General features: G+C 61.4%; 22 protein-coding genes and 2 pseudogenes. 15 read left to right on the top strand and 9 right to left on the bottom strand.

The genetic code is table 11. From position 1 onward, the window contains the following. Positions 1 to 23: 23 nt before the first annotated feature. From N2K95_RS01360 to N2K95_RS01350, 3 genes are read left to right on the top strand one after another with little or no spacing between them, the layout of a single operon-like run. A complete protein-coding gene (locus N2K95_RS01360) occupies positions 24 to 725 on the top strand; it encodes a histidine phosphatase family protein (protein WP_260652583.1) in 702 nt (233 codons plus the stop codon). Between the two features lie 15 nt (positions 726 to 740). Beyond that, positions 741 to 1301, top strand: a complete 561-nt coding sequence (locus N2K95_RS01355) for a DUF3090 family protein (protein ID WP_260652581.1) — start codon at positions 741 to 743, stop codon at positions 1299 to 1301. Next, positions 1301 to 2068 carry an SCO1664 family protein gene (locus N2K95_RS01350; protein ID WP_260652580.1) on the top strand — a complete coding sequence of 256 codons (768 nt, stop codon included), beginning with the start codon at positions 1301 to 1303 and terminating at the stop codon, positions 2066 to 2068. The genes N2K95_RS01355 and N2K95_RS01350 overlap by 1 nt, the downstream gene beginning before the upstream one ends. Positions 2069 to 2145: 77 nt before the next feature. Here N2K95_RS01350 and N2K95_RS01345 read toward each other — a convergent pair whose 3' ends face one another. Genes N2K95_RS01345 through N2K95_RS01335 form a run of 3 tightly spaced genes read right to left on the bottom strand, consistent with a single transcriptional unit; the run spans position 2146 to position 5040 of the window. After that, positions 2146 to 3651: a tripartite tricarboxylate transporter permease gene (locus N2K95_RS01345; protein WP_255798698.1), complete on the bottom strand. Its 1506-nt coding sequence runs from the start codon at positions 3649 to 3651 to the stop codon at positions 2146 to 2148. 1 nt (position 3652) lies between these two features. Continuing rightward, positions 3653 to 4228: a tripartite tricarboxylate transporter TctB family protein gene (locus N2K95_RS01340; RefSeq protein WP_260652579.1), complete on the bottom strand. Its 576-nt coding sequence runs from the start codon at positions 4226 to 4228 to the stop codon at positions 3653 to 3655. After that, positions 4228 to 5040: a tripartite tricarboxylate transporter substrate binding protein gene (locus N2K95_RS01335; RefSeq protein WP_313771165.1), complete on the bottom strand. Its 813-nt coding sequence runs from the start codon at positions 5038 to 5040 to the stop codon at positions 4228 to 4230. Before N2K95_RS01335 ends, N2K95_RS01340 begins: the two co-directional genes overlap by 1 nt. Positions 5041 to 5388: 348 nt before the next feature. On the opposite strand from N2K95_RS01335, the gene N2K95_RS01330 reads away from it, so the two are divergent. Then, the gene (locus N2K95_RS01330) at positions 5389 to 5844 is read left to right on the top strand and encodes a universal stress protein (protein WP_313771164.1); all 456 of its coding nucleotides are present in this window, start codon (positions 5389 to 5391) and stop codon (positions 5842 to 5844) included. A gap of 110 nt (positions 5845 to 5954) precedes the next feature. Here N2K95_RS01330 and N2K95_RS01325 read toward each other — a convergent pair whose 3' ends face one another. Then, on the bottom strand, positions 5955 to 6446 hold the full coding sequence (locus tag N2K95_RS01325; protein ID WP_260652577.1) for an SDR family NAD(P)-dependent oxidoreductase: 492 nt from the start codon (positions 6444 to 6446) through the stop codon (positions 5955 to 5957). 118 nt (positions 6447 to 6564) lie between these two features. On the opposite strand from N2K95_RS01325, the pseudogene N2K95_RS01320 reads away from it, so the two are divergent. Both N2K95_RS01320 and N2K95_RS01315 read left to right on the top strand, forming a co-directional pair. Then, positions 6565 to 6720: pseudogene (locus N2K95_RS01320) on the top strand (IS110 family transposase); the annotation flags it as partial. 114 nt (positions 6721 to 6834) lie between these two features. Further along, positions 6835 to 6936: pseudogene (locus N2K95_RS01315) on the top strand (SCO1664 family protein); the annotation flags it as partial. 28 nt (positions 6937 to 6964) lie between these two features. On the opposite strand, the gene N2K95_RS01310 reads toward N2K95_RS01315, so the two are convergent. Beyond that, positions 6965 to 7702 carry a DeoR/GlpR family DNA-binding transcription regulator gene (locus N2K95_RS01310; protein WP_260652576.1) on the bottom strand — a complete coding sequence of 246 codons (738 nt, stop codon included), beginning with the start codon at positions 7700 to 7702 and terminating at the stop codon, positions 6965 to 6967. 360 nt (positions 7703 to 8062) lie between these two features. Between N2K95_RS01310 and N2K95_RS01305 the strand changes: the two genes are divergently transcribed. The 7 genes from N2K95_RS01305 to N2K95_RS01275 all read left to right on the top strand — a co-directional run bounded on the left by N2K95_RS01305 (position 8063) and on the right by N2K95_RS01275 (position 15423). Further along, positions 8063 to 9109, top strand: a complete 1047-nt coding sequence (locus N2K95_RS01305) for an autoinducer 2 ABC transporter substrate-binding protein (RefSeq protein ID WP_260652575.1) — start codon at positions 8063 to 8065, stop codon at positions 9107 to 9109. A gap of 70 nt (positions 9110 to 9179) precedes the next feature. Then, the gene (locus N2K95_RS01300) at positions 9180 to 10694 is read left to right on the top strand and encodes a sugar ABC transporter ATP-binding protein (RefSeq protein ID WP_260652574.1); all 1515 of its coding nucleotides are present in this window, start codon (positions 9180 to 9182) and stop codon (positions 10692 to 10694) included. Continuing rightward, positions 10694 to 11731 (top strand): ABC transporter permease, encoded by a 1038-nt coding sequence (locus N2K95_RS01295; protein ID WP_260652573.1) that lies wholly within the window; start codon positions 10694 to 10696, stop codon positions 11729 to 11731. Before N2K95_RS01300 ends, N2K95_RS01295 begins: the two co-directional genes overlap by 1 nt. Continuing rightward, positions 11728 to 12876 carry an ABC transporter permease gene (locus N2K95_RS01290; RefSeq protein WP_260652572.1) on the top strand — a complete coding sequence of 383 codons (1149 nt, stop codon included), beginning with the start codon at positions 11728 to 11730 and terminating at the stop codon, positions 12874 to 12876. Before N2K95_RS01295 ends, N2K95_RS01290 begins: the two co-directional genes overlap by 4 nt. A gap of 5 nt (positions 12877 to 12881) precedes the next feature. Beyond that, complete coding sequence (locus tag N2K95_RS01285) at positions 12882 to 13883, top strand: dihydroxyacetone kinase subunit DhaK (RefSeq protein WP_260652571.1); 1002 nt, start codon at positions 12882 to 12884, stop codon at positions 13881 to 13883. A gap of 2 nt (positions 13884 to 13885) precedes the next feature. Further along, on the top strand, positions 13886 to 14536 hold the full coding sequence (locus tag N2K95_RS01280) for a DAK2 domain-containing protein (protein ID WP_260652570.1): 651 nt from the start codon (positions 13886 to 13888) through the stop codon (positions 14534 to 14536). After that, positions 14533 to 15423, top strand: a complete 891-nt coding sequence (locus N2K95_RS01275) for an NAD(P)-dependent oxidoreductase (protein WP_260652569.1) — start codon at positions 14533 to 14535, stop codon at positions 15421 to 15423. The genes N2K95_RS01280 and N2K95_RS01275 overlap by 4 nt, the downstream gene beginning before the upstream one ends. Before the next feature lie 34 nt (positions 15424 to 15457). On the opposite strand, the gene poxB is transcribed toward N2K95_RS01275, so the two are convergent. Next, entirely contained in the window at positions 15458 to 17176 is a 1719-nt protein-coding gene (poxB, locus tag N2K95_RS01270; protein WP_260652568.1) for a ubiquinone-dependent pyruvate dehydrogenase, read from the bottom strand. 100 nt (positions 17177 to 17276) lie between these two features. Here poxB and N2K95_RS16305 point away from each other — a divergent pair, with 100 nt between their 5' ends. Together N2K95_RS16305 and N2K95_RS01260 are read left to right on the top strand one after the other, a co-directional pair. After that, complete coding sequence (locus N2K95_RS16305) at positions 17277 to 17414, top strand: hypothetical protein (RefSeq protein WP_407080106.1); 138 nt, start codon at positions 17277 to 17279, stop codon at positions 17412 to 17414. 879 nt (positions 17415 to 18293) lie between these two features. Continuing rightward, a complete protein-coding gene (locus N2K95_RS01260) occupies positions 18294 to 18566 on the top strand; it encodes a hypothetical protein (RefSeq protein WP_260652567.1) in 273 nt (90 codons plus the stop codon). A 201-nt stretch (positions 18567 to 18767) separates the two neighbouring features. Here N2K95_RS01260 and N2K95_RS01255 read toward each other — a convergent pair whose 3' ends face one another. The 3 genes from N2K95_RS01255 to N2K95_RS01245 form a co-directional block, all read right to left on the bottom strand. Continuing rightward, entirely contained in the window at positions 18768 to 20000 is a 1233-nt protein-coding gene (locus tag N2K95_RS01255) for a hypothetical protein (protein ID WP_260652566.1), read from the bottom strand. Between the two features lie 167 nt (positions 20001 to 20167). Further along, positions 20168 to 20326, bottom strand: coding sequence for a hypothetical protein (locus tag N2K95_RS01250; protein WP_260652565.1), 159 nt, complete (start codon positions 20324 to 20326; stop codon positions 20168 to 20170). Positions 20327 to 20424: 98 nt separating this feature from the next. Beyond that, complete coding sequence (locus tag N2K95_RS01245) at positions 20425 to 21936, bottom strand: DUF5677 domain-containing protein (RefSeq protein WP_260652564.1); 1512 nt, start codon at positions 21934 to 21936, stop codon at positions 20425 to 20427. Positions 21937 to 22143: the final 207 nt, after the last annotated feature.

The raw sequence follows: 22143 nt of genomic DNA, 5'->3' as shown, positions 1-22143 counted from the left end.
GCCCACATGACTACTCTGGGGGGATGGCAACAGTAATCCTCGTGCGGCACGGCCGCACCACAGCGAACGCCACCGGAGTGCTGGCCGGCCGGACCCCCGGCGTCGAACTCGACCAGGTGGGCCGCGACCAGGCGTCCGCGACCGGCGCCCGGCTCGCCGTCGTGCCCCTCGCCGGAGTGGTATCCAGTCCCCTGGATCGCTGCCGGCAGACCGCGCAGTTCATCCTCGACCGCCAGACCGGCACCCCGCATGCCCCGGTCGACGTCGACCTCACCGAGTGCGACTACGGCTCCTGGCAGGGCCGCACGCTCGAGGAGCTCGCGAAGGAGAAGCTGTGGGCCACGGTGCAGTCGCAGCCGTCCGCCGTCACCTTTCCCGGCGGCGAGTCCATGGCCGCGATGCAGGCCCGCTCGGTAGCGGCGATCCGGCGCCACGACGCAGCCTTCGAGGCCGAGCACGGGCCGGGAGCCGTGTGGGTGGCGGTGAGCCACGGTGACATCATCAAGTCGGTCCTTGCCGACGCGCTCGGCATGCACCTTGATATGTTCCAGCGCATCAATGTGGGCCCGGCCTCCGTGTCGATCGTGCACTACGGCACGGGACGTCCCACGGTCATGGCGACCAACACCGACGCCGGGGACCTGTCCTGGCTGTCGGCCAGGCCGACAGCGGACGACGCACCGGTCGGCGGTGGTGCAGGTCACGCGGCACCGCCGGCCCGATGAGCCTAGAGTAGTTCTATGCCTACAACCGTTCACGATTTCGACTGGCCGGACCGCGTCGTCGTCGGCACTGTCGGCGTTCCGGGCCAGCGCACGTTCTACCTGCAGGTGCGCGCCGGGAAGCAGATTGTCAGTATTGCCCTGGAGAAGCTGCAGTCGGCGCAGCTCGCCGAGAAGATCGACGAGATCCTCGACCAGCTCATGACCGTCGACGGCAACCCCTTCCACGTTCCCGCGAGCACTCCCCTCGAGCTCGTGGACAATGACGATCTCGAGGCCGTTCAGGAACAGTTCCGCGCCGGCGTGATGAGCCTGGGCTGGGATCCGACGACGGCGCAGGTCGTCATCGAGGCCTACCCCCTCGAAGAGGTGGATGAGGACGACGACGGCTTCCTCGAGGATGACGACGACGAGACCGACGACGCCGAAGAGGTGCTGCGGGTGCGGATGCCGGTCGGTACCGCCCGGGCCTTCGCGAAGCGCACGCGGGAAGTGGTGGGCGCCGGGCGTCCGATCTGCGTGATCTGCGGTCAGCCGATCGACGCCGACGGGCACACCTGCACCTTCCCCGAGGCCTGATGCCCGCGCCCGACCTGGTGACCGCGGAGCTGACGCTCACCGGCCGGCTCACGACGGCGTCCAACGCCACCTTCCTGGGCAGCATCGGCGACGCCGCCGTCGTCTACAAACCGATTGCCGGCGAGAAACCGCTGTGGGACTTTCCCGACGGGTGCCTCGCGCACCGGGAGGTGGCCGCCTACCTGGTGTCGGAGGTGCTGGGCTGGAACATCGTGCCGCGCACCTGGCTGCGCGACGGCCGCTTCGGTGAAGGCATGGTCCAGCTCTGGCAGGAGACCGACCCTGAGCAGACTGCGGTCGACCTGGTGCCGGCGGACGACGTGCCGGACACCGGGTGGAAAGAGATCCTCCAGGGTCAGGACGAAAACGGACGGATCGTCTCCCTCATCCATGAGGACACTCCGGCGCTGCGGCGGATGGCGGTGTTCGATGTCCTGGTGAACAATGCCGACCGCAAGGGCGACCACATCCTGGCCATGGCCGACGGCCACCGGTACGGCGTGGACCACGGGCTTACCTTCCACAGCGACCACAAGCTGCGGACAGTGCTGTGGGGCTGGATCGGCGATGAGCTGAGCGCCGAAGAATTTGAGGGTGTTGACCGGGTTCTCGCGGGGCTGGACGGTGAACTGGGCTCGCAGCTGGCGAAGCTGCTCACTGCTGAGGAAGTTGCGGCGCTGGCTGCTCGCTGCGCCCGGCTGCGCTCGGCCGGGCTGTTTCCGGCTCCGAGCGGCGACATGCCTGCGGTGCCTTGGCCGCTGTTCTAACATTCCGTTGCGCAAACCCGTGAGGGGCCCCGCCGGTTGGCAAGGCCCCTCACAGGTTGCTCTGAAACAGGCGGGAACTACACGTCCTGCCGGGTCCTGTTCACGATCTTGGACCGCAAGGTCACCGCCAGCACTATGAGGAGCAGGGCGTAGAGGACCAGCGGGATGGGCCCGGTCACAAACACGGAGTAGTCACCGTTGGATGAGAGCAGGGCATCGCGCATGCTCGTTTCCGCCAACGGGCCCAGCACAACACCGATCATCAAGGGGGCCAGGGGCATCCCGTGACGACGCATGAGGAAGCCGACCAGGCCGAGCCCGAGCAGCATCAGCAGATCGAACACCGCCCCGGAGGTGGCGTAAACGCCCAGACCGCAGAAGACGGTAATCCCGGCGTACAGGTACGGGGCCGGGATCAGCAGCAGCTTGGCCCACAGCCCGGCGAAGGGCAGGTTGACGATGAGCAGCACGATCATCGCGATGAAGAAGCTTGCCAGCAGCGCCCACACCAAATCAGGCGATCGGTCGAAGAGCAGCGGTCCCGGCTGCAGCCCATACTGCTGGAACGCGGCGAGCATGATCGCGGCGGTCGCCGAAACCGGCAGGCCCAGCGCCAGCAAAGCTCCCATCGCGGTGCCTGTGGTGGCGTTGCCGGCGGCCTCCGGAGCGGCCAAGCCGCGGATGGCGCCCTTGCCGAACTTCGGCTGTTTGCGGCGCCGGTCAATGCGCCGCTCCACGTCGTAGGAGATGAAGGTCGGAATCTCGGACCCGCCGGCCGGGATAACACCGAAGGGCAGTCCGATGGCGGTGCCCCGGGCCCAGGCCGGGGCTGCCTCTTTGAGCTCGGCACGGGAGAGGAAAGGGCGGCCGGCGGAGCTGATTTGCTGGCCGGTCGGATCGCGGCGGATCCGGGAGGCGATATGGAATACCTCGCCCAGAGCCAGGATGGCTACGGTCACGGTAATCAGGGAGATGCCGTCGAACATCTGGGGCGCACCGAAGCTGAAGCGTTCCGCACCCGAGAACGGGTCGATGCCCACCGTGGCGATACCCAGGCCGATCACCAGCGCCGCGAGGCCCTTTACCACTGAGTCCGACACCACGGATGACGTGGCGACGAAAGCGAATAAAGCCAGCGCGAAGAACTCGGCGGGGCCGAAGTTCGCTGAGAAATCCGCCAGGGCCGGGGCAAGGAAGACGACAAGGACAGATGCGACCATGCCGCCGATGAACGCGCCGATGGCCGCGGTGGCCAGCGCTTGGGGGGCCCTCCCGTCCTTGGCCATTTTGTGCCCCTCGAACGTGGACGCGATGGCCGAAGCCTGCCCCGGAGTGTTCATGAGGATGGCCATGGTGGAGTCGCCGAACATGCCGCCGAAGTACACGCCGGCGAACATGATGAACGCGGCAGTAGGATCGAGGGCAAAAGTGATGGGCAGCAGCAAGGCCACTGCCATCGAAGAGCCCAGTCCCGGCAGGACACCGACGGCGGTGCCCAGCAGGCAGCCGACAAGTACCCACAGCAGGTTCATTGGGGTCAGGGCGGAAGAGAAGCCTTCCGCCAAGAGGTTGAGTGAATCCATGTCAGAAACCGCCTCCAAGAATGCCGGAGGGGAGGTTCAGTCCCAGGCCGACCGAGAATGCCAGGTAGATTGCGCTGCTGATCAGCAGGGCGAAAGAGACGTCGAACAGCGGGCGGCGGCTGCCGAAGCCCTTGGCGACGAACCAGAACAGCACGGCGGCGCCGATAATCCAGCCCAGTGTTTCCAGGGTCAGGGCGAACAGCAGGAAGCCTCCGGCCGACCAGAGGACTGCCGACCAGTCCGTGAAGGTTCGATACGTCCGTGCGGAAGTCTCGGTGGGATGTTCCGGCGAGCGCAGGTAGTGCAGCGCCAGCAGAACGGCCAGGACGTATCCGGCGACCATCAGGATGCCGGGGAAGAATTTCGGGCCGGGGAAGTCCGTGCCCTCCCCCACGTCCATCGTCAGGATGCCGATCAGCAGATAGGTGCTGAAGAGCACCATGAGCAGAGATAGAAGCAGCCCGCTGCGGCCGTCCCACCATGAGGTCCGGACGGCAGGCTTCGCGTCTGACATGCCGGCTGTTTCGAGCCGCTGCGGCTCCCCCATACCGGCGGACGGGGCCACTGGATTGCTCATCAGCCGATCTCCTTCACGAGTTCGCCGATACGCTGCTGCTCGGAGATCATGAACTCATCGAACTCGTCTCCTGAGAGGTACACATCGACCCATTTGTTGCGCTCCACGGCGTCCTGCCACTCAGGGGTCGCGATGGTTTCCTCCACCAGGGTCCTAAGCTCTATGAATTCCTCATCCGTGATTCCCGGAGGAGCCAGTATGGCTCGCCAATTTGCCAGATCCACCTCGTAGCCCTGCTCGGTCAAAGTGGGAATATCGACGCCCTCAAGCCGCTGCGGGGCAGCCAGCCCAAGCGCGCGCAGGCGCCCGGAGTCAATCTGGTCTTCCACATCCTTGTAACCGGACGTGGCAGCTTTGGCGGTATCCGTGATGAGTGCCTGGGCCGCCTCTCCTCCACCGGATTTCGGAATGTACGTTGTGTCGGAGGGATCCACGCCGGCAGCGAGGGCGAGTTCGGTCATGACCAATTGGTCAAAGGTGCCGCCGCCGGTCCACGCGATCGCCGCCGGGTCGGCTTTCCAGGCCTGCACCAGGTCGTCGAGGGTCTTGTACGGGGAGCTGGCCGGAACCACGACGACGTCGTACTCCTCCACCACCCGCGCGATGGCCCGCACGTCGTCGTGCGTAACGGCGGAGTCCAACTGCTCTACGCCGGCGACCAGCCCCGCGCCGGTGACCATCAGGTTGTTTGCCTGCCCGGACATGGTGGAGAGCTGGCCGAGACCGATAGTGCCGGCCGCCCCCGGGATATTCACCACCTGCGTGTTATTCACCAAGCCGTTGGCACGCATGGCCTGCTGCTGCTCACGCATGAACATATCCCAGCCACCACCGGCACCCGCAGGGGCAATCAGGGTGAGATTTGCACGAATGTCCGAACCACCGGATGCGGACTGGATGGAAACGAAGGTGGCCAAGCCAATCGTGGCAACAGCAACGATGCTATAGGCGGCCAAAAAGACCGGATGCTTGCGACGTGTGCCGGACCCGGCTCGATCTGGTGACGAACTCACGAAATCAACTGTCCTTAGTGGGGGGGGTAGAGACATAAAAGCTGGTCGGCACTCAGTGTTGCACCGACACCACCTAAAAACCCTAGGTGATCTCCGTCATATTGATGGGATCGGCCTGGTCGCCGCCCTTAATAAAGTGCACGGGTTTTGCTTTTTCTACTCGGCGCGGAGAACCTGAAGGACAAATTCGCCCTCAAGGTGAACTCGTCTTCCTTCTTCACCCCCGTCTACCTCGGAGTATTCATGACCGTCATCGTTGCCCGCACCAGCACCCCCGAGGGCGAGGCTGCACTTACCGCCTCGATTGAAGAAGCACGACGCCGTCAGGAAGACCTGGTGGTTTTCAATCTGGAGGGCACCCAGCTCGACCCTGAAGGCACCGAACTTCAGGGTGTTCCTGTCACCTACCGGTCGCCGGATGCCCGTGATCACGATGCGGTGGGGGATTTCCTCGACGCCGCCGAAGAGGTCGACGCCTCAGCCGTGGTGATCGGGGTTAGGCACCGCAGCAAAGTGGGTAAGTTTCTGCTCGGCAGTTCGGCGCAGCAGATCCTGCTCGAGGCCAATGCCCCGGTGATCGCAGTCAAGTCCCGGAGCCTTTAGGGAACGCCGGCTGCGGGCAGCAGGAACATGGCGGCAGGCGCCGTGCTCAGCGTCCGAGTACGGCGGATTCCCTCGGAGCCATCGGCGAGACGCGGTCCTACCTCACCACGTCAGTGTCTTTGCAGCGGGCGGGATCGGCCAGGCGATGCATCATCGTAGCGATACTGCGCTGGCTCATCATTCGGGCGGCGGTCGCGCTGACTCGGTTCAACGAGCCGTCGATCGTGCTCGGGCCCGGGTTGCGCCGCGCCAGGTGAGCGAGGGCGGTGGCGATCGTCGGGCGTGCGCATCCGGGCTCTGGCGGTCGCGTGGTCGGTGCCGACGACGGCGTTGAACTCCGTGCTGGTGGCGCCGGGCGACAGGGCGAACACGGTGACGCCCGTGGTCCGGGTCTCGACCCAGAGCGACTCGGTGAAACTCAGCACAAACGCTTTGGCCGCTCTGTAGACGGCCATCCGCGGAGTGGGGGTATACCCGGAGATGCTGGCGACGTTGATCAGAAAACCTTTGCCCGCCGTCACCATGTCGGGTAGGAACGCCGCACTGATCTGGACCGGTGTGCTGATGTCGACGGCGATCTCCTGCGCAAGCCTTGTTGCCACCGGGCGGCGGGTTGATCGCTGATAGACGACGGACGGGTCCTTCGTAACGTGGATGCAGCTTCCTGCCGCTCCTGAGCAGCCGACACGTCAGTCTCAACACGAGCAACCGGGGGCAGTTATGATTCTGGAGCAAGAGAGCATCGAGGTTTGTCTTGGCCTGGACGTCGGCAAGACCGGCCACAACGCTGTGGCCCTGAACCGGGCCGGGAAGAAGCTCTACGACAAGGCCCTGCCGCAGGACGAAACCAAAATCCGTGACATCCTCACCAGGCTCGCAACCAGGGTCCATGCCGCATACCCTGCGCGCGGTGGAGCTGGACGACGAAACCCTGGCGGAACTCGCTGCTCTGCGGGTTCGACGACCCCGCCGGGCATCACCGCCACCTCGGAGATTGCGTCGCTTGCCGCCCGCTGTGCCCGGCTGCGCTCGGCTGGGGTGTTTCCGGCTCCGAGCGGCGACATGCCGGCGGTGCCCTGGCCGCTGTTCTAGGGACTCGGCGAAGCTGCCAACCCCTTCGTTATGAGCTGGCCTGGATGATTGGCACCGGGAAGTGCGACGCGCGAATGGGGTCCAGGAGGTCGTCGGTGATCCCTGCGGTGAAATCGGCAACGTCGAATACTTTGAAGAGTGCTTCTCGACCAAATTTAGAACTGTCGGCGACGAAAAATGCCTCGCGGGCGATCGAAAGCATGACTCGCTTGAGCTCAACCTCGTAGCTGTTGGAATGGTAGATACCATCGTCGCTCACGGTATCCGCCCCGAAGATAGCAACGTCAACGCGCAGGTTAGTGAGTTGCAGTACCGACGACGGCCCCCACATCTTGTAGACATTGGGCAGCAGGTCGCCGCCTATGAATACCAGGTGAGCAGAACGCCGCTGGGCAACCTCAAGACCGATACGAAGGTCGTTGGTAACCACAGTCAGCCTTCGCTGGGTGAGGTGTTTGGCTACCTCGAGTGTCGTAGTTCCTCCATCCAGGAGAACCGTCTGGCCCTCCAGCACTCGATCAGCCATCGCCCGACCGATGGCGGCTTTCTCGGCGAGGTGTAGCTCCTCCTTGAACTGGTGGGGAGTCTCAAGCTGCTTGATCGGAATCGCGCCGCCGTGTGTCCGCTGTAGGAGTTCCATTGATTCCAGCCGCTCGAGGTCCCGGCGGATGGTAGACGATGACACCCCGAACTGAGCTGCCAGACTATGAACGGTCTGGAACCCTCGGCCCTGAAGGACATCGATAATTTCTGCCTGACGTGACACGCGGTCCCCTTGGTAGTTTCCTTCCACCACCCTAGCGGTGGCCGCCCTTATCGTAATTCGTCGTGCGCGAAAATGCGCAACTTGGTGCGCATTACCGTTTTTCGAAGCAGCTCAATTCCGCCGATAGACGACACTAGTGATGCTGCTGCTCACCAGTGCCCCAAAGCAGGAGGTTTGAGCTGCCAAACGATTAGAAATGCGCGTTTTCACAAACAGGTGCGTACCTACGCGCAAAATGTTGCGCATAATGCTTGACTCACCATTCCCACGTGGATAGCCTCAGCGCAGACCAGCGCATCAGCACCGCTACGCGTCGCTCTTCATCGTTCAGCCTGCATCGTTCACAAAGGAGTAAACGAAATGAATCGCAAATACTTTGTAAGGAGCGCGGCGCTCCTGCTCGGGACCACCATCGCACTGACTGGTTGTTCGTCCGTAGGCGATGTAGGCGACGACTCCAGTGGTGACTCCGCTGGCGGGCAGGCCGCCGAAGACATGTCGATGGTCACCGTCGTTAAGGCACAGACCATCCCGTGGTTCCAACGTATGGCGGTCGGTGTCGATGCCTTCGCCGAGCGCACCGGCATTGACGCCCGTCAGGAAGGTGCTGACGACGTCAGCCCTGAGAAACAGGTCCAGATTGTGCGAGACCTTATCGCCCAGCAGCCGACCGCCATCACTGTCGTGCCTAATTCGCCTGAGGCTCTTGAGTCCGTGCTTAAGCAGGCCCGGGACCAAGGGATCATAGTTGTCGCCCATGAAGCGAGCGGTATCACCAATGCCGACATCGATATCGAGGCGTTCGACAACGCGTCCTACGGTTCCGAGATTATGGACAATCTCGGAGAGTGCATGGGCGGCACCGGCGAGTACGTGCAGTTCGTAGGGGGCCTCACAGCCAAAACGCATATGGAATGGGTCAGCGCAGCGTATGACAACCAGCTGGAACAGTTCCCGGACATGAAGCGTGTTGAGACGCCGATCGAGAGCACTGACGATCAGGGCACGGCTTACGAACGGGCGAAAGAGGTCCTGGCTAAGTACCCGTCCATCAAGGGATTCCAAGGCTCTGCGGGGAACGACGTCCCGGGAATCGCCCGTGCGGTTCAGGAAGCAGGGCTTGAAGACGAGGTTTGCGTGATGGGGACCTCCATTCCCTCGGTTGCAAACCAATATCTTGCCGACGGCTCAATTGACAAGATTTTCTTCTGGGATCCGGCTCTAGCGGGTGAGGCCCAACTCGCTATTGCGCAGATTCTTGCCGACGGCGGAACCATCGAGGAGGGCACCGACCTCGGAATCGAGGGCTATAACTCTCTGAAGCCTCTAGAGAACTTCGACAATGTTTTTGTCGGTGAGGCCTCAGTCGCCGCTGACGCGGAAACCGCAGCTCAGTACGACTTCTAAACTTCCAGGGCGCGAAGCCGGGACGCTCAGAAGCTGCGCGTCCCGGCGCTCGTCCACGAAAGGTAGTTCTGTGAGTTCTATTCCAATAAGCGTAGAGACCGCACCCTTTGTCTCAGCACGTGGGATTTCTAAGAGGTTTGGGGGCGTTCCTGCCCTCATAGATGTGTCTATTGATCTGATCCCTGGCGAGGTTCACTGCCTAGCGGGTGAAAATGGGTGCGGCAAGTCGACGTTAATCAAGATCATTTCCGGGGCCGAGCGTCCCGACAGCGGCGAGATCGTCATCGACGGTGTCGCCCACGACCACGTCGACGCGATTGCTGCCATCCGCGGCGGCGTCCAAGTCATCTATCAGGATTTCTCACTCTTTCCCAACCTGACGGTCGCAGAGAACATAGTGCTGACGGCGGAGGTTGCGGGGAAGCGTCGTCTATATTCGCCCGCCGCTGTGCGCCCGAAGGCGGATGAAATTTTACGCGAGTTGGATCTCGATCTCGATCTAAACGCGGAGGTGAGCGAGCTGTCGGTCGCCGATAAGCAGCTCACAGCCATTTGCCGGGCATTGGTAAACGACGCTCGGGCGATAATCATGGACGAGCCGACCACGGCACTCACCCATAGCGAGGTCGCGCGACTCTTCGCCCTCGTCAATCGGCTGAGAGCCCGGGGTGTTGCCCTAATGTTTGTGTCTCACAAGCTGGAGGAGGTTCTCGCAATCTCTCAGCGCCTGACCATCATGCGGTCAGGACGCAGAGTGGTGAGTGGGCTCACATCCGAATTTGACCAACGATCTATTTCGCGACACATGACCGGGCGCGAGGTCGATGGGTCACGGCTCATAGGTGACCTCGACCCAACCGCGCCGCTTGCCCTTGAGGTGAAGAACCTGTCCCTGCCAGGCGCCTACCGCCACATATCGTTCAGCCTCCGTCGTGGTGAAATCCTCGGGGTGACTGGTCTCCTTGGTTCCGGGCGCACAGAAATTGCCGAATCGCTCTTCGGAGTCACCCCGGCCGAAGAGGGCGAGGTAAGCGTCGCGGGCAAGAGGGTTCAAATCCGCTCCATCAAGGACGCGGTGGCAGCGGGCATCGGCTACGTGCCAGAGGATCGTCTCACGCAGGGACTTTTCCTAGAGAAGTCGGTCGCTGACAACATCATCGCTGGCTCTCTTCCAGCGCACCGCTCCCGATGGGGCATTCTCAGCCGGCCGCGAATTGCTTCGACGATCAGCAAATACTTCACAGGACTTAAGATCAGCGCCCCGAATGCCGACGCACCGGTACGCACTCTCTCCGGTGGAAACGCACAACGCGTGGTTTTGGCGAAGTGGCTCGCGACCTCGCCAGTTGTGCTGATGCTCAATGGCCCAACCGTAGGTGTCGACATCGGCTCAAAGGAGGAGATTCTCCATCTACTCCGCACCGAAGCCGAAAAGGGAATGTCAATTATTGTCATCTCCGACGACGCCCCGGAGCTCGTGGCCTCCTGCCACCGGGTCCTCGTTATCAAACAGGGGCGGTTGACCCACACACTCGAGGGAAATCAGATCACTGTGGAAACAATCCAAGAGAGGATGTCGGACTGATGGATCAGCTTCGCCGACTCCGAGGCACCAACAATGAAGGTGTTCTTGCCCTTGTTCTGCTCGGACTGGTGGTCGCCATGTCGATCGCCAACCCTACTTTCTTCAGCCTTAACACCGCCTTCTCCATCCTGCGCAGCGCAATCGTGCCCATAGTCTTCGCCCTCGGCGTGCTGATTGTAATTATCACCGGTGGTATCGACGTCTCCTTCGCCGCGATTGCAATCTTTGCCGGGTACTCGACGGTTACCTTCTGCCTGGCAACGGGGTTTGACCCCGGGTTGCTTGGCATCGTCTTCATAGCTGTCTTCGTCGGAGCACTTCTCGGCCTCATCAACGGCATCGTTATCGCGCGGTTCAGCTTGCCGACCTTGATTGTCACGCTAGGCACGCAAGGCATCTTCTTCGGCGCCATGTACACCTACGTCGGGGCAACCTATTTTGCAGATCTGCCAGGGTCGATGGCCGCTCTTGCCACGAGCAATCTGGTAGATGTCTCAACGAGCGACGGCCGCGCATATCTGCATGTCCTGGTGATCCCCGTGCTTCTGCTCTGCGTGTTCGTCGCGTGGACACTGAAGCGAACTATGTTCGGACGCTCCCTCTACGCAATCGGTGGTGACACCGAGGCGGCGCGGCGTGCAGGGTTCCGTGTCAAGCAGACCCAGATCTGGGTCTACGTCGCGGTCGGTGCTCTCGCAGCTATCGCCGGTGTCTGTCACATCGTGCTGAGTCGCAGCGCCAATCCCCGCGATCTGGTTGGAGGAGAGCTCGACATTATCGCAGCGGTTGTACTTGGAGGGGCATCGATCTTCGGCGGTCGCGGCTCGGTCATTGGCACCGTCCTCGGTGTTGTTCTCATTCAGGTAATCAAAAACAGCCTCCTTCTCGTAGGCGTCCCCAGCGCATGGTTGCGCACTTCCGTGGGTGTGCTCCTGGTGCTAGGGGTCGGAATTCAAGCGATAACGGCTCGTCGCAAATCCCGCCGAATTCACGTCGTCGATGACGTCGAAACCACGCAAAAGAAGGTGATCGCATGAGCCGCGACACGAGGTTTCACGCATTAGATACCCGCGCTGATGCGGGTTCACTCCGCCAGCTGAATGATCAGCTTGGCACTCTAACGCGGCGTTTCGCCCGCGGATCCGGAGCAGAGCGCGGCGCCGGTCTGATGGTGATTGCACTCGTTACGGCATTCGCCCTCTTCACCCTCCTGAACCCGAGCGTGTTTCTTAAGCCGATTAACCTGCAGAACATCGCCGTGGCCGCGCCCGAGATTGGAATTCTCGCTATTGCAGTCATGGTTGTTTTGCTGACCGGCGGTATCGACCTGTCGGTGGTAGCGGTCGCAAACTTGTCAGCGATCACCATATCGACCCTGCATACGGCGGTTGCGGAGAGCGATCCGTCCCTGGCAAGCAGCTTGGCTGTACCGATTGTGCTCGCCGGCATCGTCGTGGGGGTGCTGGGAGGTGTTCTCAACGGTTTCCTGGTGAGCATGGTCGGCATCACACCGATTCTTGCCACACTGGCCACCATGCAGATCTACAACGGACTTGCCATCGTCTGGACCGGGGGTTCGACGCTTTACGGGGCCCCCGAGCTACTCGGTTCCCTCGGGCAGGCTGCAGTCGCCAACGTCCCCGTGCTCTTCATCTTCTTCGTTGCTGTCGCCATTCTTGTCGCAATACTCGTCAACCGCACCGCGTTTGGTCGGATGCTCGAGTTGGAGGGCACAAACTCCATTGCGGCGCAGTATTCGGCAATTCCACGCAGACAAGTGCTCCAGAAGACCTATATCGTCTCGGGCCTGCTGGCAGGGATAGCCGGGGCGCTGTTCATTTCTCGTAGCGGGACGGCCTCTGCCGACTACGGATCGTCATACGTTCTGCTGGTGATCGTAATCGCGATCCTTGGAGGCACCAATCCCACCGGCGGATTTGCTTCCGTGCTGGGCGTGGTGCTTGCCACACTCACCCTCCAGGTGGTGTCGAGTGGATTCACCGCCATCCGGTTGTCTTCGTACGAATACTCGATCGCTCAGGGCGTGATCCTTATCGCCGTGATGGTATTCGACTCGGTTGCCACCTCACGCAGACTCCGAACAAAACGCGAGCCTCGGCGAACGGATGCCGCGCCGACCGATCCTCCCCTATCTGACCCTGCTCTAAAAAAGGAAGCGTGAAAGTCATGAAAAAGATCATCAATGAGCCCGCCGCGTTCGTCGATGAGTTTGTGGAGGGAATCCTCCTCGCTCACCCCGACCTCCTGAAGACCCCAGGGGATGACCTGCGTGTAATGGTGCGTGCAGACGCTCCCGTGGCAGGAAAGGTCGGCATCGTTACAGGTGGCGGTTCTGGCCATCTTCCCCTTTTCAAGGGTTACGTCGGCCACGGTCTGCTCGACGGCGTCGCTATCGGCAACGTGTTCTCGTCCCCATCATCAAGCCAGGTGCTCGAAGCGACCAAGGCAGTCGACGGCAGTGCGGGCGTGCTCTATTTGTACGGGAACTACGGCGGTGATGTGTTCAATTTCGACCTCGCGACCGACATGGCTGAGCTTGAGGGCATCAAAACGAGAACGGTCCTGGGACGAGATGACGTTGCCAGTCAGCCCAAAGAGAGGGCGGCCGATCGCCGAGGTGTCGCGGGGATAATGTTCGCGTTTAAGGCGGCAGGTGCCGCAGCGGAACGCGGTGACTCGCTCGACCAGGTCGCCGCCGTCGCAGAAGACATCATCGATCACACCGCCACGATGGGAGTCGGTCTGCGCCCCACTATCCTGCCCACCACCGGAAAGCCGAGTTTCGACCTCAGTGAGGACGAGATGGAGGTCGGTATCGGCATTCACGGCGAGCCGGGATTCCACCGGGGCGAACTGGAAACAGCAGACAACATCGCAAAGACGCTCACCGATCGGCTCGTCGCCGATCTGAGTCTCACATCGGGCGGCCGCGTTGCCGTGCTGGTAAACGGTATGGGCGCGACCCCGCTCGAGGAGTTGTATGTCCTCTTCCGTCGGGTACACCAGGCCCTAACAGAGAAGGGCATAACCGTTGAGAAGAACTATGTGGGAGAGTACGCCACAAGCCTCGAAATGGCGGGTGCCTCGATCTCACTTCTCGCGCTTAATGACGATCGCCTAGCGCTGCTCAACGCGCCCGCACAATCACCATTTTTCAAGGAGGGTTAACCATGGATGGCAAAGAGCTCAACGCGGCAATCCGTCGGTGCCTTGCTCAACTGACCACCTACTCAGATGAACTTGGCGACCTCGACCAAGCTCTGGGGGACGGCGACCTCGGAATAACGGTGTCGCTAGGCACGGCGGCCGCGGACGAAGCCTTGCTGGCGCTTCCAGACAGCTCCACTCCGCGCGAGGTGGTGTTGGCCTGCGCAAAGGCGTTCGCCAATGCTAACCCGTCGACCATGGCCGCACTCGTTGCGGGAGCACTCTTAGCTGGCTCGCGGGTGCTGGGAGAATCGCCCACCGTAGCCCCGGAACAGGTAGGGCGCTTCGCCATGGTCGCTGCTGAGTCGATCAGCCAGCGCGGCAAATCCCAAGTAGGAGACAAAACCATTCTCGACGCAATGTTCCCCGCCGCCGAAGCGTTGCTTGAGACCCATCCGCGGGAGAGGGCGTTCGACGCCGCGATCGAAGCAGCCGAGCACGGAGTTATGACGTCAAAGGAACTGCAGTCGCGCAGGGGACGGGCATCCTGGCTCCAGGAGCGGAGCATCGGGTTGCAGGACCCTGGCGCAACGGGGTACCTCAGATTTCTACAATCGTGGAAAGCCACAAACAGAACGGCGGGAGTCGTTCAGAAAGCAGAGGTGTCTGAGTGACACGCATTAGCTATCTCGGCCTCGGCACCATGGGTCTCGGCATGGTCAAAAATCTTCTCTCGGTCGGTCATGACGTTACTGTCTGGAACCGCTCCGCTAACGGCGTCGACGAAGCCGTCGTCGCTGGTGCCAAATCTGCGCCAACGATCGCGGAGGCAGTCCGTGGTGCAGATTTCGTTATGTATTGCTTGAGTGACGACACTGCCGTGCGTCAGGTTGTCCTAGCCGAAGACGGGCTTGCGTCAGAAGTCAGTGACACATCAATCGTCATAGATCTGTCCACCATCAGCCCGGAGGTCAGCGCTGAAGAGCGTGACGCGTTCGAAGCTCGCGGAGTTCGTTTCCTCGACGCCCCGGTTTTCGGTTCTAAGGGCGAAGCAGCTGCGGGCGGCCTGTGGATCGTGGTTGGCGGCGAGGAGGACACGGTTTCACAGTCGCTGCCCGTACTCGAACCGATCAGCGAGACGGTACACCATATAGGACCCGGTGGATGTGGGGTACGCATGAAGCTGGTTGGCAACCTTGTTGTCGCCGCACAGCTCCTAGCTCTCGGGGAGTCGCTCACCCTCGCCAAGAGCGCGGGGCTCGACCTGTCTAAAGTGCTTGATGTTCTTAAGGTCACGGACTTCCGCTCTCCGATCTTCGACGGTGTTGGCGCGACGGTTCTAGCCGGCGACTATTCGCCGTCCTTCGCCCTCAAGCTGATGCAGAAAGACGCTCGTCTGATCCAGAGCTTTGCGAAGACTCTGGCGGCCCCAGTGCCGAGTGTTGACGCTGCGGCAGGCTACATCGACGCCGCCATTGAAGCTGGCTGGTCTGAGGAGAACGCTTCAGCACTCATCAAGGCTGTTGCTGCTGACGGTGGGGTGTCGCTGCAAAATAGCTAGTGAAGACGCGCATCCGCCCAGGCAAGCGCAGGCCTCAGAGCAGCTGGCGCGCGTTGGCCTTTGCCAGGTCGATGAGCTCTCGGCCGTTCCCGGCGAGCACCGTACGCATCGCGTAGACCGCAAAGCCCGTGGCCTGCTTCGCCTCAATCTTCGGCGGCATGGAGAGCTCCTGCCGCTCCACCGCGACTGAGACGAGCGCGGGGCCGTCGTACGCGAACGCACGGCGCAGGGCGCCCTCAAGGTCCTCCGGGCGCTTCACGCTCTCGCCGTGCATCCCCACCGCCTGCGCCACCGCACCGAAGTCCGGGTTCTCGAGCCCGGTGCCGAAGTTGACGATCCCCGCCGCCTTCATCTCCACCTCGACGAAGCTGAGCGCCGCGTTGTCGAACACCACGATCTTGATCGGCAGCCGATGCTGCACCACCGTCAGCAGCTCACCGAGCATCATCGCGAGGCCGCCGTCGCCGGCAAGGACCACTACCTGCCGCTTCCGGTCCACCGCCTGGACGCCCATGCCGAGCGGGGTCGCCGCCGCCATGGTGCCGTGCCAGAAGGAGCCGATCAGCCGCCGTCGCGCGCCGATGTGCAGGTGCCGGGACGCCCAGATGACCGGAGTGCCGACGTCGGGCAGGAAGACCGCGTCGTCGGCGGCGAGCTTGTCGATCAGGTGGGCGAGGTGCTGCGGGTGAATGGTGCCCGGGCCCTGCTTCTCGAGGTCGTCGAGCTGCGCGCGGGTGCGGCGGTAGTGGTCAAGCGACTTCTCGAGGTGGGTGCGGCTCGACTTCCGCTCGAGCAGCGGCAGCAGCGCCGCCGCCGTCGCACGCACCCCGCCGACCATGCCCTGGGTGAGCGGCACGCGGCGGCCGAGCTGCTCGCCCCGGATGTCGACCTGCAGAATCTTCGCCTTCTTCGGGTAGAACTGCTGGTACGGGAAGTCGGTGCCCAGCATCAGCAGCGCGTCGCAGTCCTCCATCGCCCGGTAGCCCGACGCGAAGCCGAGGAGCCCGGTCATGCCGACGTCGAACGGGTTGTCGTGCTCGATGACCTCCTTGCCGCGGAGAGCATGCACGATCGGTGCTCCCAGCGCGTCGGCGAGGGCAAGGACCTCCTCGCGCGCCCCCTCCACGCCGGCGCCCGCGAGGATGGTCACGTTCCCACAGGAGTTCAGCGTGGCGGCGGCCTCCTGCAGCTCCGCCGGGGAGGGCACGGTGACCGGGTCGGTGCGGCGGACCGTGAAGACGCGCTCGTCCGCGGCGTCTTCCAGTGCGGTGTCCCCCGCCATCACGAGCACCGCAACGCCCCTCTTCTCGATGGCCGTCCGCATGGCGATCTCCAGCAGCCGCGGCATCTGCTCAGGGCTCAGGACCATCTCGCAGAAGACCGTGCAGTCGCGGAACAGTTCGGTGGGCCGGGTCTCCTGGAAGTACTGGCTGCCGATCTCGTCGCTCGGGATGTGTGATGCGATTGCGAGCACGGGAACCCGGCTTCGGTGCGCGTCGTAGAGCCCGTTGATGAGGTGCATGTTGCCGGGGCCGCAGCTGCCCGCGCACACCGCGAGCTCGCCCGTCAGCGCCGCCTCTCCGGCGGCAGCGAACGCGGCCTCCTCCTCATGCCGGGCGAGCATCCACTCGATGCCCTTCTCCCGGCGGATGGCCTCGGTCACCGCATTCAGGGAATCGCCGGGAACTCCCCAGATCCGCTGGATCCCGTTGGCGGCGAGGTTGTGGACGACGGTCTCGGCGATCGTGGGCATGCTGCTCCTTTGTTCGGCGCGCACATACGGCCCCGTCAGTTTAGGCGGCGGGATCTGGTGGGGCTAGAGGTGATGAGGGTGCTTGCGAATGCCGCGCCGCGTGATGAGTCTGGGTTGGGATCCGATGACGGCGCAGGTCGTCATCGGGGCCTATTTCCTTGACGAGGTAGATGAGGACGACGAGACCGACGGCGCGGCGCGTGCGGATGCCGGTCGACACCGCCCGGAACTTCGCTAAGCGCACCTGGGAGGGTGGTGGGCGCCGGCGTGCGATCTACGTGATCTGCGGTCAGCCAACGGACGCCGACAGTCTCATCTGCGGGACGGGCGGACCGTGCTGTGGGGCTGGATCTGCGATGAACTGAGCGCCGGGAAGCTCACCGGCATCGAGCGGGTCCTAGAAGGATTGCACGGTGAATCGGGCCGGAACCTGGCGGAGCTGCTCACAACCGGGGAGGTATCTCCGCTTGCCGCGCACTGCACCCGGCTGCGCTCGGCCGGCAGTTTCCATCTAGCGGCGGGGTGCCTGCGATGTCCTAGCCGTTGTTCTGAGGGTGCTGCGGCTACGTGCTATCGCGCCACGAACAAGGGTTCGACTTGAGCTCCCGGGATGGCTCCACGGACAGCCGCCCGTACCCTGTATTGGGTCTGCCGCCTCACCCGCTCCTTCCTTCCGCGGTACCCCCATTGACTATAAAAGACGCCAGAAGTTCTTCCGCTGAGCATTTACAGAATCGGGGGATAGTGCCATTCTGTCCCTGACCCGATGTGACAAATACGGAGGATAAAAGTGCGCCTTACCAAAAAGGTACGCCAGCAGATTTTGGATCAGAACGAGGGCTTCCAAGCGACGACCAACTACAGTGCAAAGAATTTCAGCGAGACGACTGACTACACTGTTACGAATGGTACGCTTCACATCCGATCGCGAGGTAAGACATCTTGGGCAGATAGTCGGTTCGACAATGAGAGCGTGGCTGACGATGAGCAAACCAGACAATTCCTCCACAAGCACTTGGGCGATTTGAATACTGATGGTATCGAGTAAGGGCTAGGCACTGTTAGATTCGAATGACCCGACAAAACAGGCAATCGGCGTATCAGTGGATGGGAAAGCATGAGCAACGACTATTCAACGGCATGGGACGCACTCACAGAGGCTATCGGTGCTGCAAAGGGAAGCAGCGCTGGTTCTATCGCTGATCAGGATCACCTCACCGTAGATCAGCGTCTCAAGGTTGCAGAGATAGCGGCTTTGCTTTCCATTGCACAGGAACTTTCTTCGCTGAACCCCCAGAACACCACTACCAGTGATGACCAAGGAAACCAAGTCAATGGCTGGGGCATCGTCACGAAGAAGGCGAAGTCGAAGCCCCGAAATTTCGCGTAATCCTGAGCGAGAGGGCTTGCCGCCGTCATCTATCTGGCACTCGACGTGGAACATCGGAAGCAGCGCGCTGAGAAGGTGACTTCCTAGGTGGGGCTCTGATCTGCGCCAGGCGCTTACCCACGGCGGCCTGTTGCTCCCCCTCCCCCGTGTATGGACCGTTCCAACTGCCGCCGACTTTGCCTCGCCCGGAATGGAACACCATCACGACCTAATAGGGTTCCTGCCAGGTCCGGCGCCACTCATGAGTCGGCCTGCGGCGTCTACCAATCTCAACGAAGCACCTTTCAGCGAGGTGTCGTATGACAACGCCGGGGGGGATTCAAGCTGATAACGGTCACCATCCGGACCAAGCTCATCCCATAGGGTTCCCTCGTTAGTACTGGGCAAGGAGAGTTCATCGAGAAGTTCGGGGAGCTGCCCGAGTTTTTCGATAACGGTAGTTCGGTAGGTTTTATCAGCTTCAGTGCGGCGAAGGAGGCTCGCGGCGTCCTTGTCAGCAACGACTATGTGGCTGTAGGGCACGGCAAGGCTAAGGGCATCGATATCCCTGATCATGTTCCAGTCCCAGTTGCGCTGTTTGTTGCGAAACAACTGGGTTTTGAGGTCCGTTGAAATGCGTGCTGTCGGGACTCTTTCAATGAATGCGATGGCTTTCGCACGCATCGCCATCCCAGTGCGGCCGTCCGCGATTGTGGAGAACGAGAGGCGGTATTCGCCGAAGATATCGCCGAGCAGATCCGAGTACTCGTGCGAGATTTCCCGAGCCATGATGATCGCGCGGAGCTCCCTTGGGTCAGTGGTCTGATCGGCAAGGTGCCGCTTGAGCCACTGTTCGTATGCAAGGCGGCTGTTCTCCTGGTTCTCAAGGGTCCGCGGCATAAGGTAACCCGCGTTCAGCAGTCCGGGCAACTCCCCAGGGTTAGGGCCAGCTAGGACAGCGGCCTCCGCATACTGATTGAGATGTCGAAGCCAAGCCCCGCTTACCGAACTAATCACTTGGTTGTCCGCTCCCAAGACCTTGTAAAAGGCTTGGCTGCCGACCATCGCCCAATGCACTCCAATGCCTATTACTTCAGGATTCGCCGGGCGAAAGGTTGGGCGTCCGACGGTCTCATGCAAAGCCACGAGGAACTGGTGCCGTAGAAGCACATTATGCGCCCGGAATGTTTGCATCAGCGAGACGGGGGCCATGACCTTCATAAGAGATTGCCGTTGGCGATAATCACGAATTCGCACGGTCTCCTCGTAATGCGTGGCAGAGAGCGGAAAGCAGATGCCTTCGGTTACAGCACGGCGCACTGCCGCCAGCACGCGCAGATCATCCATGTCCTTAGGGCTACCAGCGTCCGCCTTCGCCAGCCTGATCCACACCCACTGATCCAGGTAAACCGTGGGCCGCAGTAGTTTCAATGGGGCTTGGGTGAGCGTCTCCATTCTTAGGGACTATACCGGTCCCGCTGTCCCGGTCGGTCTCACGCCTAGATGCTGGGATCATTCGGTGGGGCTGTGCTTCAACAAGTACATTGGTGGGCAAAACCAGCGAATGGCACTCATCAAATCCCTGAAACCCATAAAATGCCAGCGGTGCCCTGGCCGCTGCTCTAGGCATCGTCGCCGGTGGGCAGCTGAGGAGAACCGGAGTCCACCCCCGGACCGGTGATGGAAAGGGGTAGACCGCCGCCGCGCAGGATGTAGACGATGGGCAGTGCCCACTTAACCAAGGCGCTGGTCTGGACCGAGTCCATCGTCCAGCCGACCAAGCGGCCTCTGCCTCTGCAGTGCGGGCCGGCTGGACAGGACCCAGAGAATCATCGGAGGGACAACACATCCCTTAGCTGTTGAACGGAACCAACGGCCCTCACTTATTTCCGGCACTTCCAAGCGCAGCCCGATAATCCCCAATTAGGTTCCTTAGAAGTTTAAGTGCAAAATCCACACTGAAGGAACTGACATCTCTATTACCAGTGACACTCGGAATCCGATGCCCTCTGTGCAGTGGGTTGGCACACCTGACAAGCGTGTATTGCGAGATTGGCCCCCATTCCCCATGAACTGCGGCGCTTGCGGGGCTAAAAATCAGTCGATAGTCGTCAATCAGGCCGACACTCTCCGCCATCTTCCTGGTATCCACAGACGCAAAGTTGCCAGCGATACTAATGTCTTGGAACTCCTCCCATATATCGCCATTGACAACAGATGTCAGGTGATCGATCTCAGTGTCAAGTTCCTCTGACTTTTCCTCTAGGGAGTCGCGAAGCTCCTCCAAGTGAAGCTTGTAGAGTTTGAGTTTTCCGCGTCCATACTCTTTGAAGCGCAGGAAAATGCCGTCGTCCTGCGTCAGTATCCACTTGAAAACAATCCGCGTCTCGATGAGTCCACGAGTGGTTCCCGCTGCCCTGTCCATATGCCACAGAGCCGGTGAGTGGATCATCGCATGCACGGATTCGATCTGACGAAATACCAGGCCGGTGAGCACCTCGTACCTATCAGGCAGGTAGAGATCGGGGTCAGCACTCTCGCTGACGGATAGTGCCGCCGTATGAAGCTCTCCAAGCTCGTCCATCCAGCGTCGGTGAGCGTCCATCACACCGTCATTAGTCATATCATCCGGAGAAGTATCGACAGCGGTAGTTCGCTCGCATTTGAACATGGTCCAGTTGTCGCGCCAAAAATCTCGGGCCCAGACCCCGCCTGCTGAATCCGTTTGTTCTTCGCCCTCTAGCCCTGAGAGAGTCAAGTAGGTTGCTCTCATGGACGGTTCAATTCGAACCCGCTCTTCCTCCGTGATTCCGTTAGGGTATTTCGCCAGGATGGAGAACCACTCCTGTGCGATTTGCGGAGGGAGTCGGAGTTTTCCAGCGTACAGATAGGCACGAACCACCATGATCTTTGCCTTGGTAGCTACGTCGCTTTGGCCATGGATGCTGTCGAAGACGACCGGTCGAAGTATGTCTTCTTGAACCGTTGAATCGGCGACGGATTCTGGAAGTGAGACGTATTCAAGGAGCCATCGAGAGGGAATCGTCTCGTAGGACAAAAGTGCTCGTCGCAGCTCTGTAGGAAAAGCTCGTTCGTACAGCCCTGACACTTCTAACGTCTCGAGGAACAGCGCACGACGCTCCGCAGGAACCCTATCGAAAGACGTTAACGTGCCGGTGATCACGACGGATGGTGGGGCGTCGTCCAGACTTGAATCTGCGCTGGAAGAAAGGTCCTGGGCGAGATCGACAACTTCAGCGACTATCTTCATCCCAAGATTTGCTCCACGCGAGGAAATCACGGCACAGACCCACAGCATGTCAGGGAATGCATCCTGCAGCCAAGGAGCTTGAGTCAAGTCACCCACCGCCTTTATGGGTGGAACGAGCAACTTTCCGTTCCTCTTATGGTCAGCAATACGGCTGGATCCCGATTTTGACTTTCTTGCTGCACGACTGCTGCGCCCGCTCATACGTGTTCCCCCAGGACTCTCGGAACCATTATCTAAGCAGATATCACGCCAGAAGTGAGGGTCCGACCGCTCGTTCAGAGGGAATGGACGCATCGTCGGCTACGCCGCCGAGAACCGCAGCACACT

This window comes from Arthrobacter zhaoxinii (genome assembly GCF_025244925.1).
GTDB lineage: Bacteria > Actinomycetota > Actinomycetes > Actinomycetales > Micrococcaceae > Arthrobacter_B > Arthrobacter_B zhaoxinii.
The sequence above is the reverse complement of the archived record's forward strand: the minus strand, read 5'-3'. Positions and strand labels throughout refer to the sequence as shown.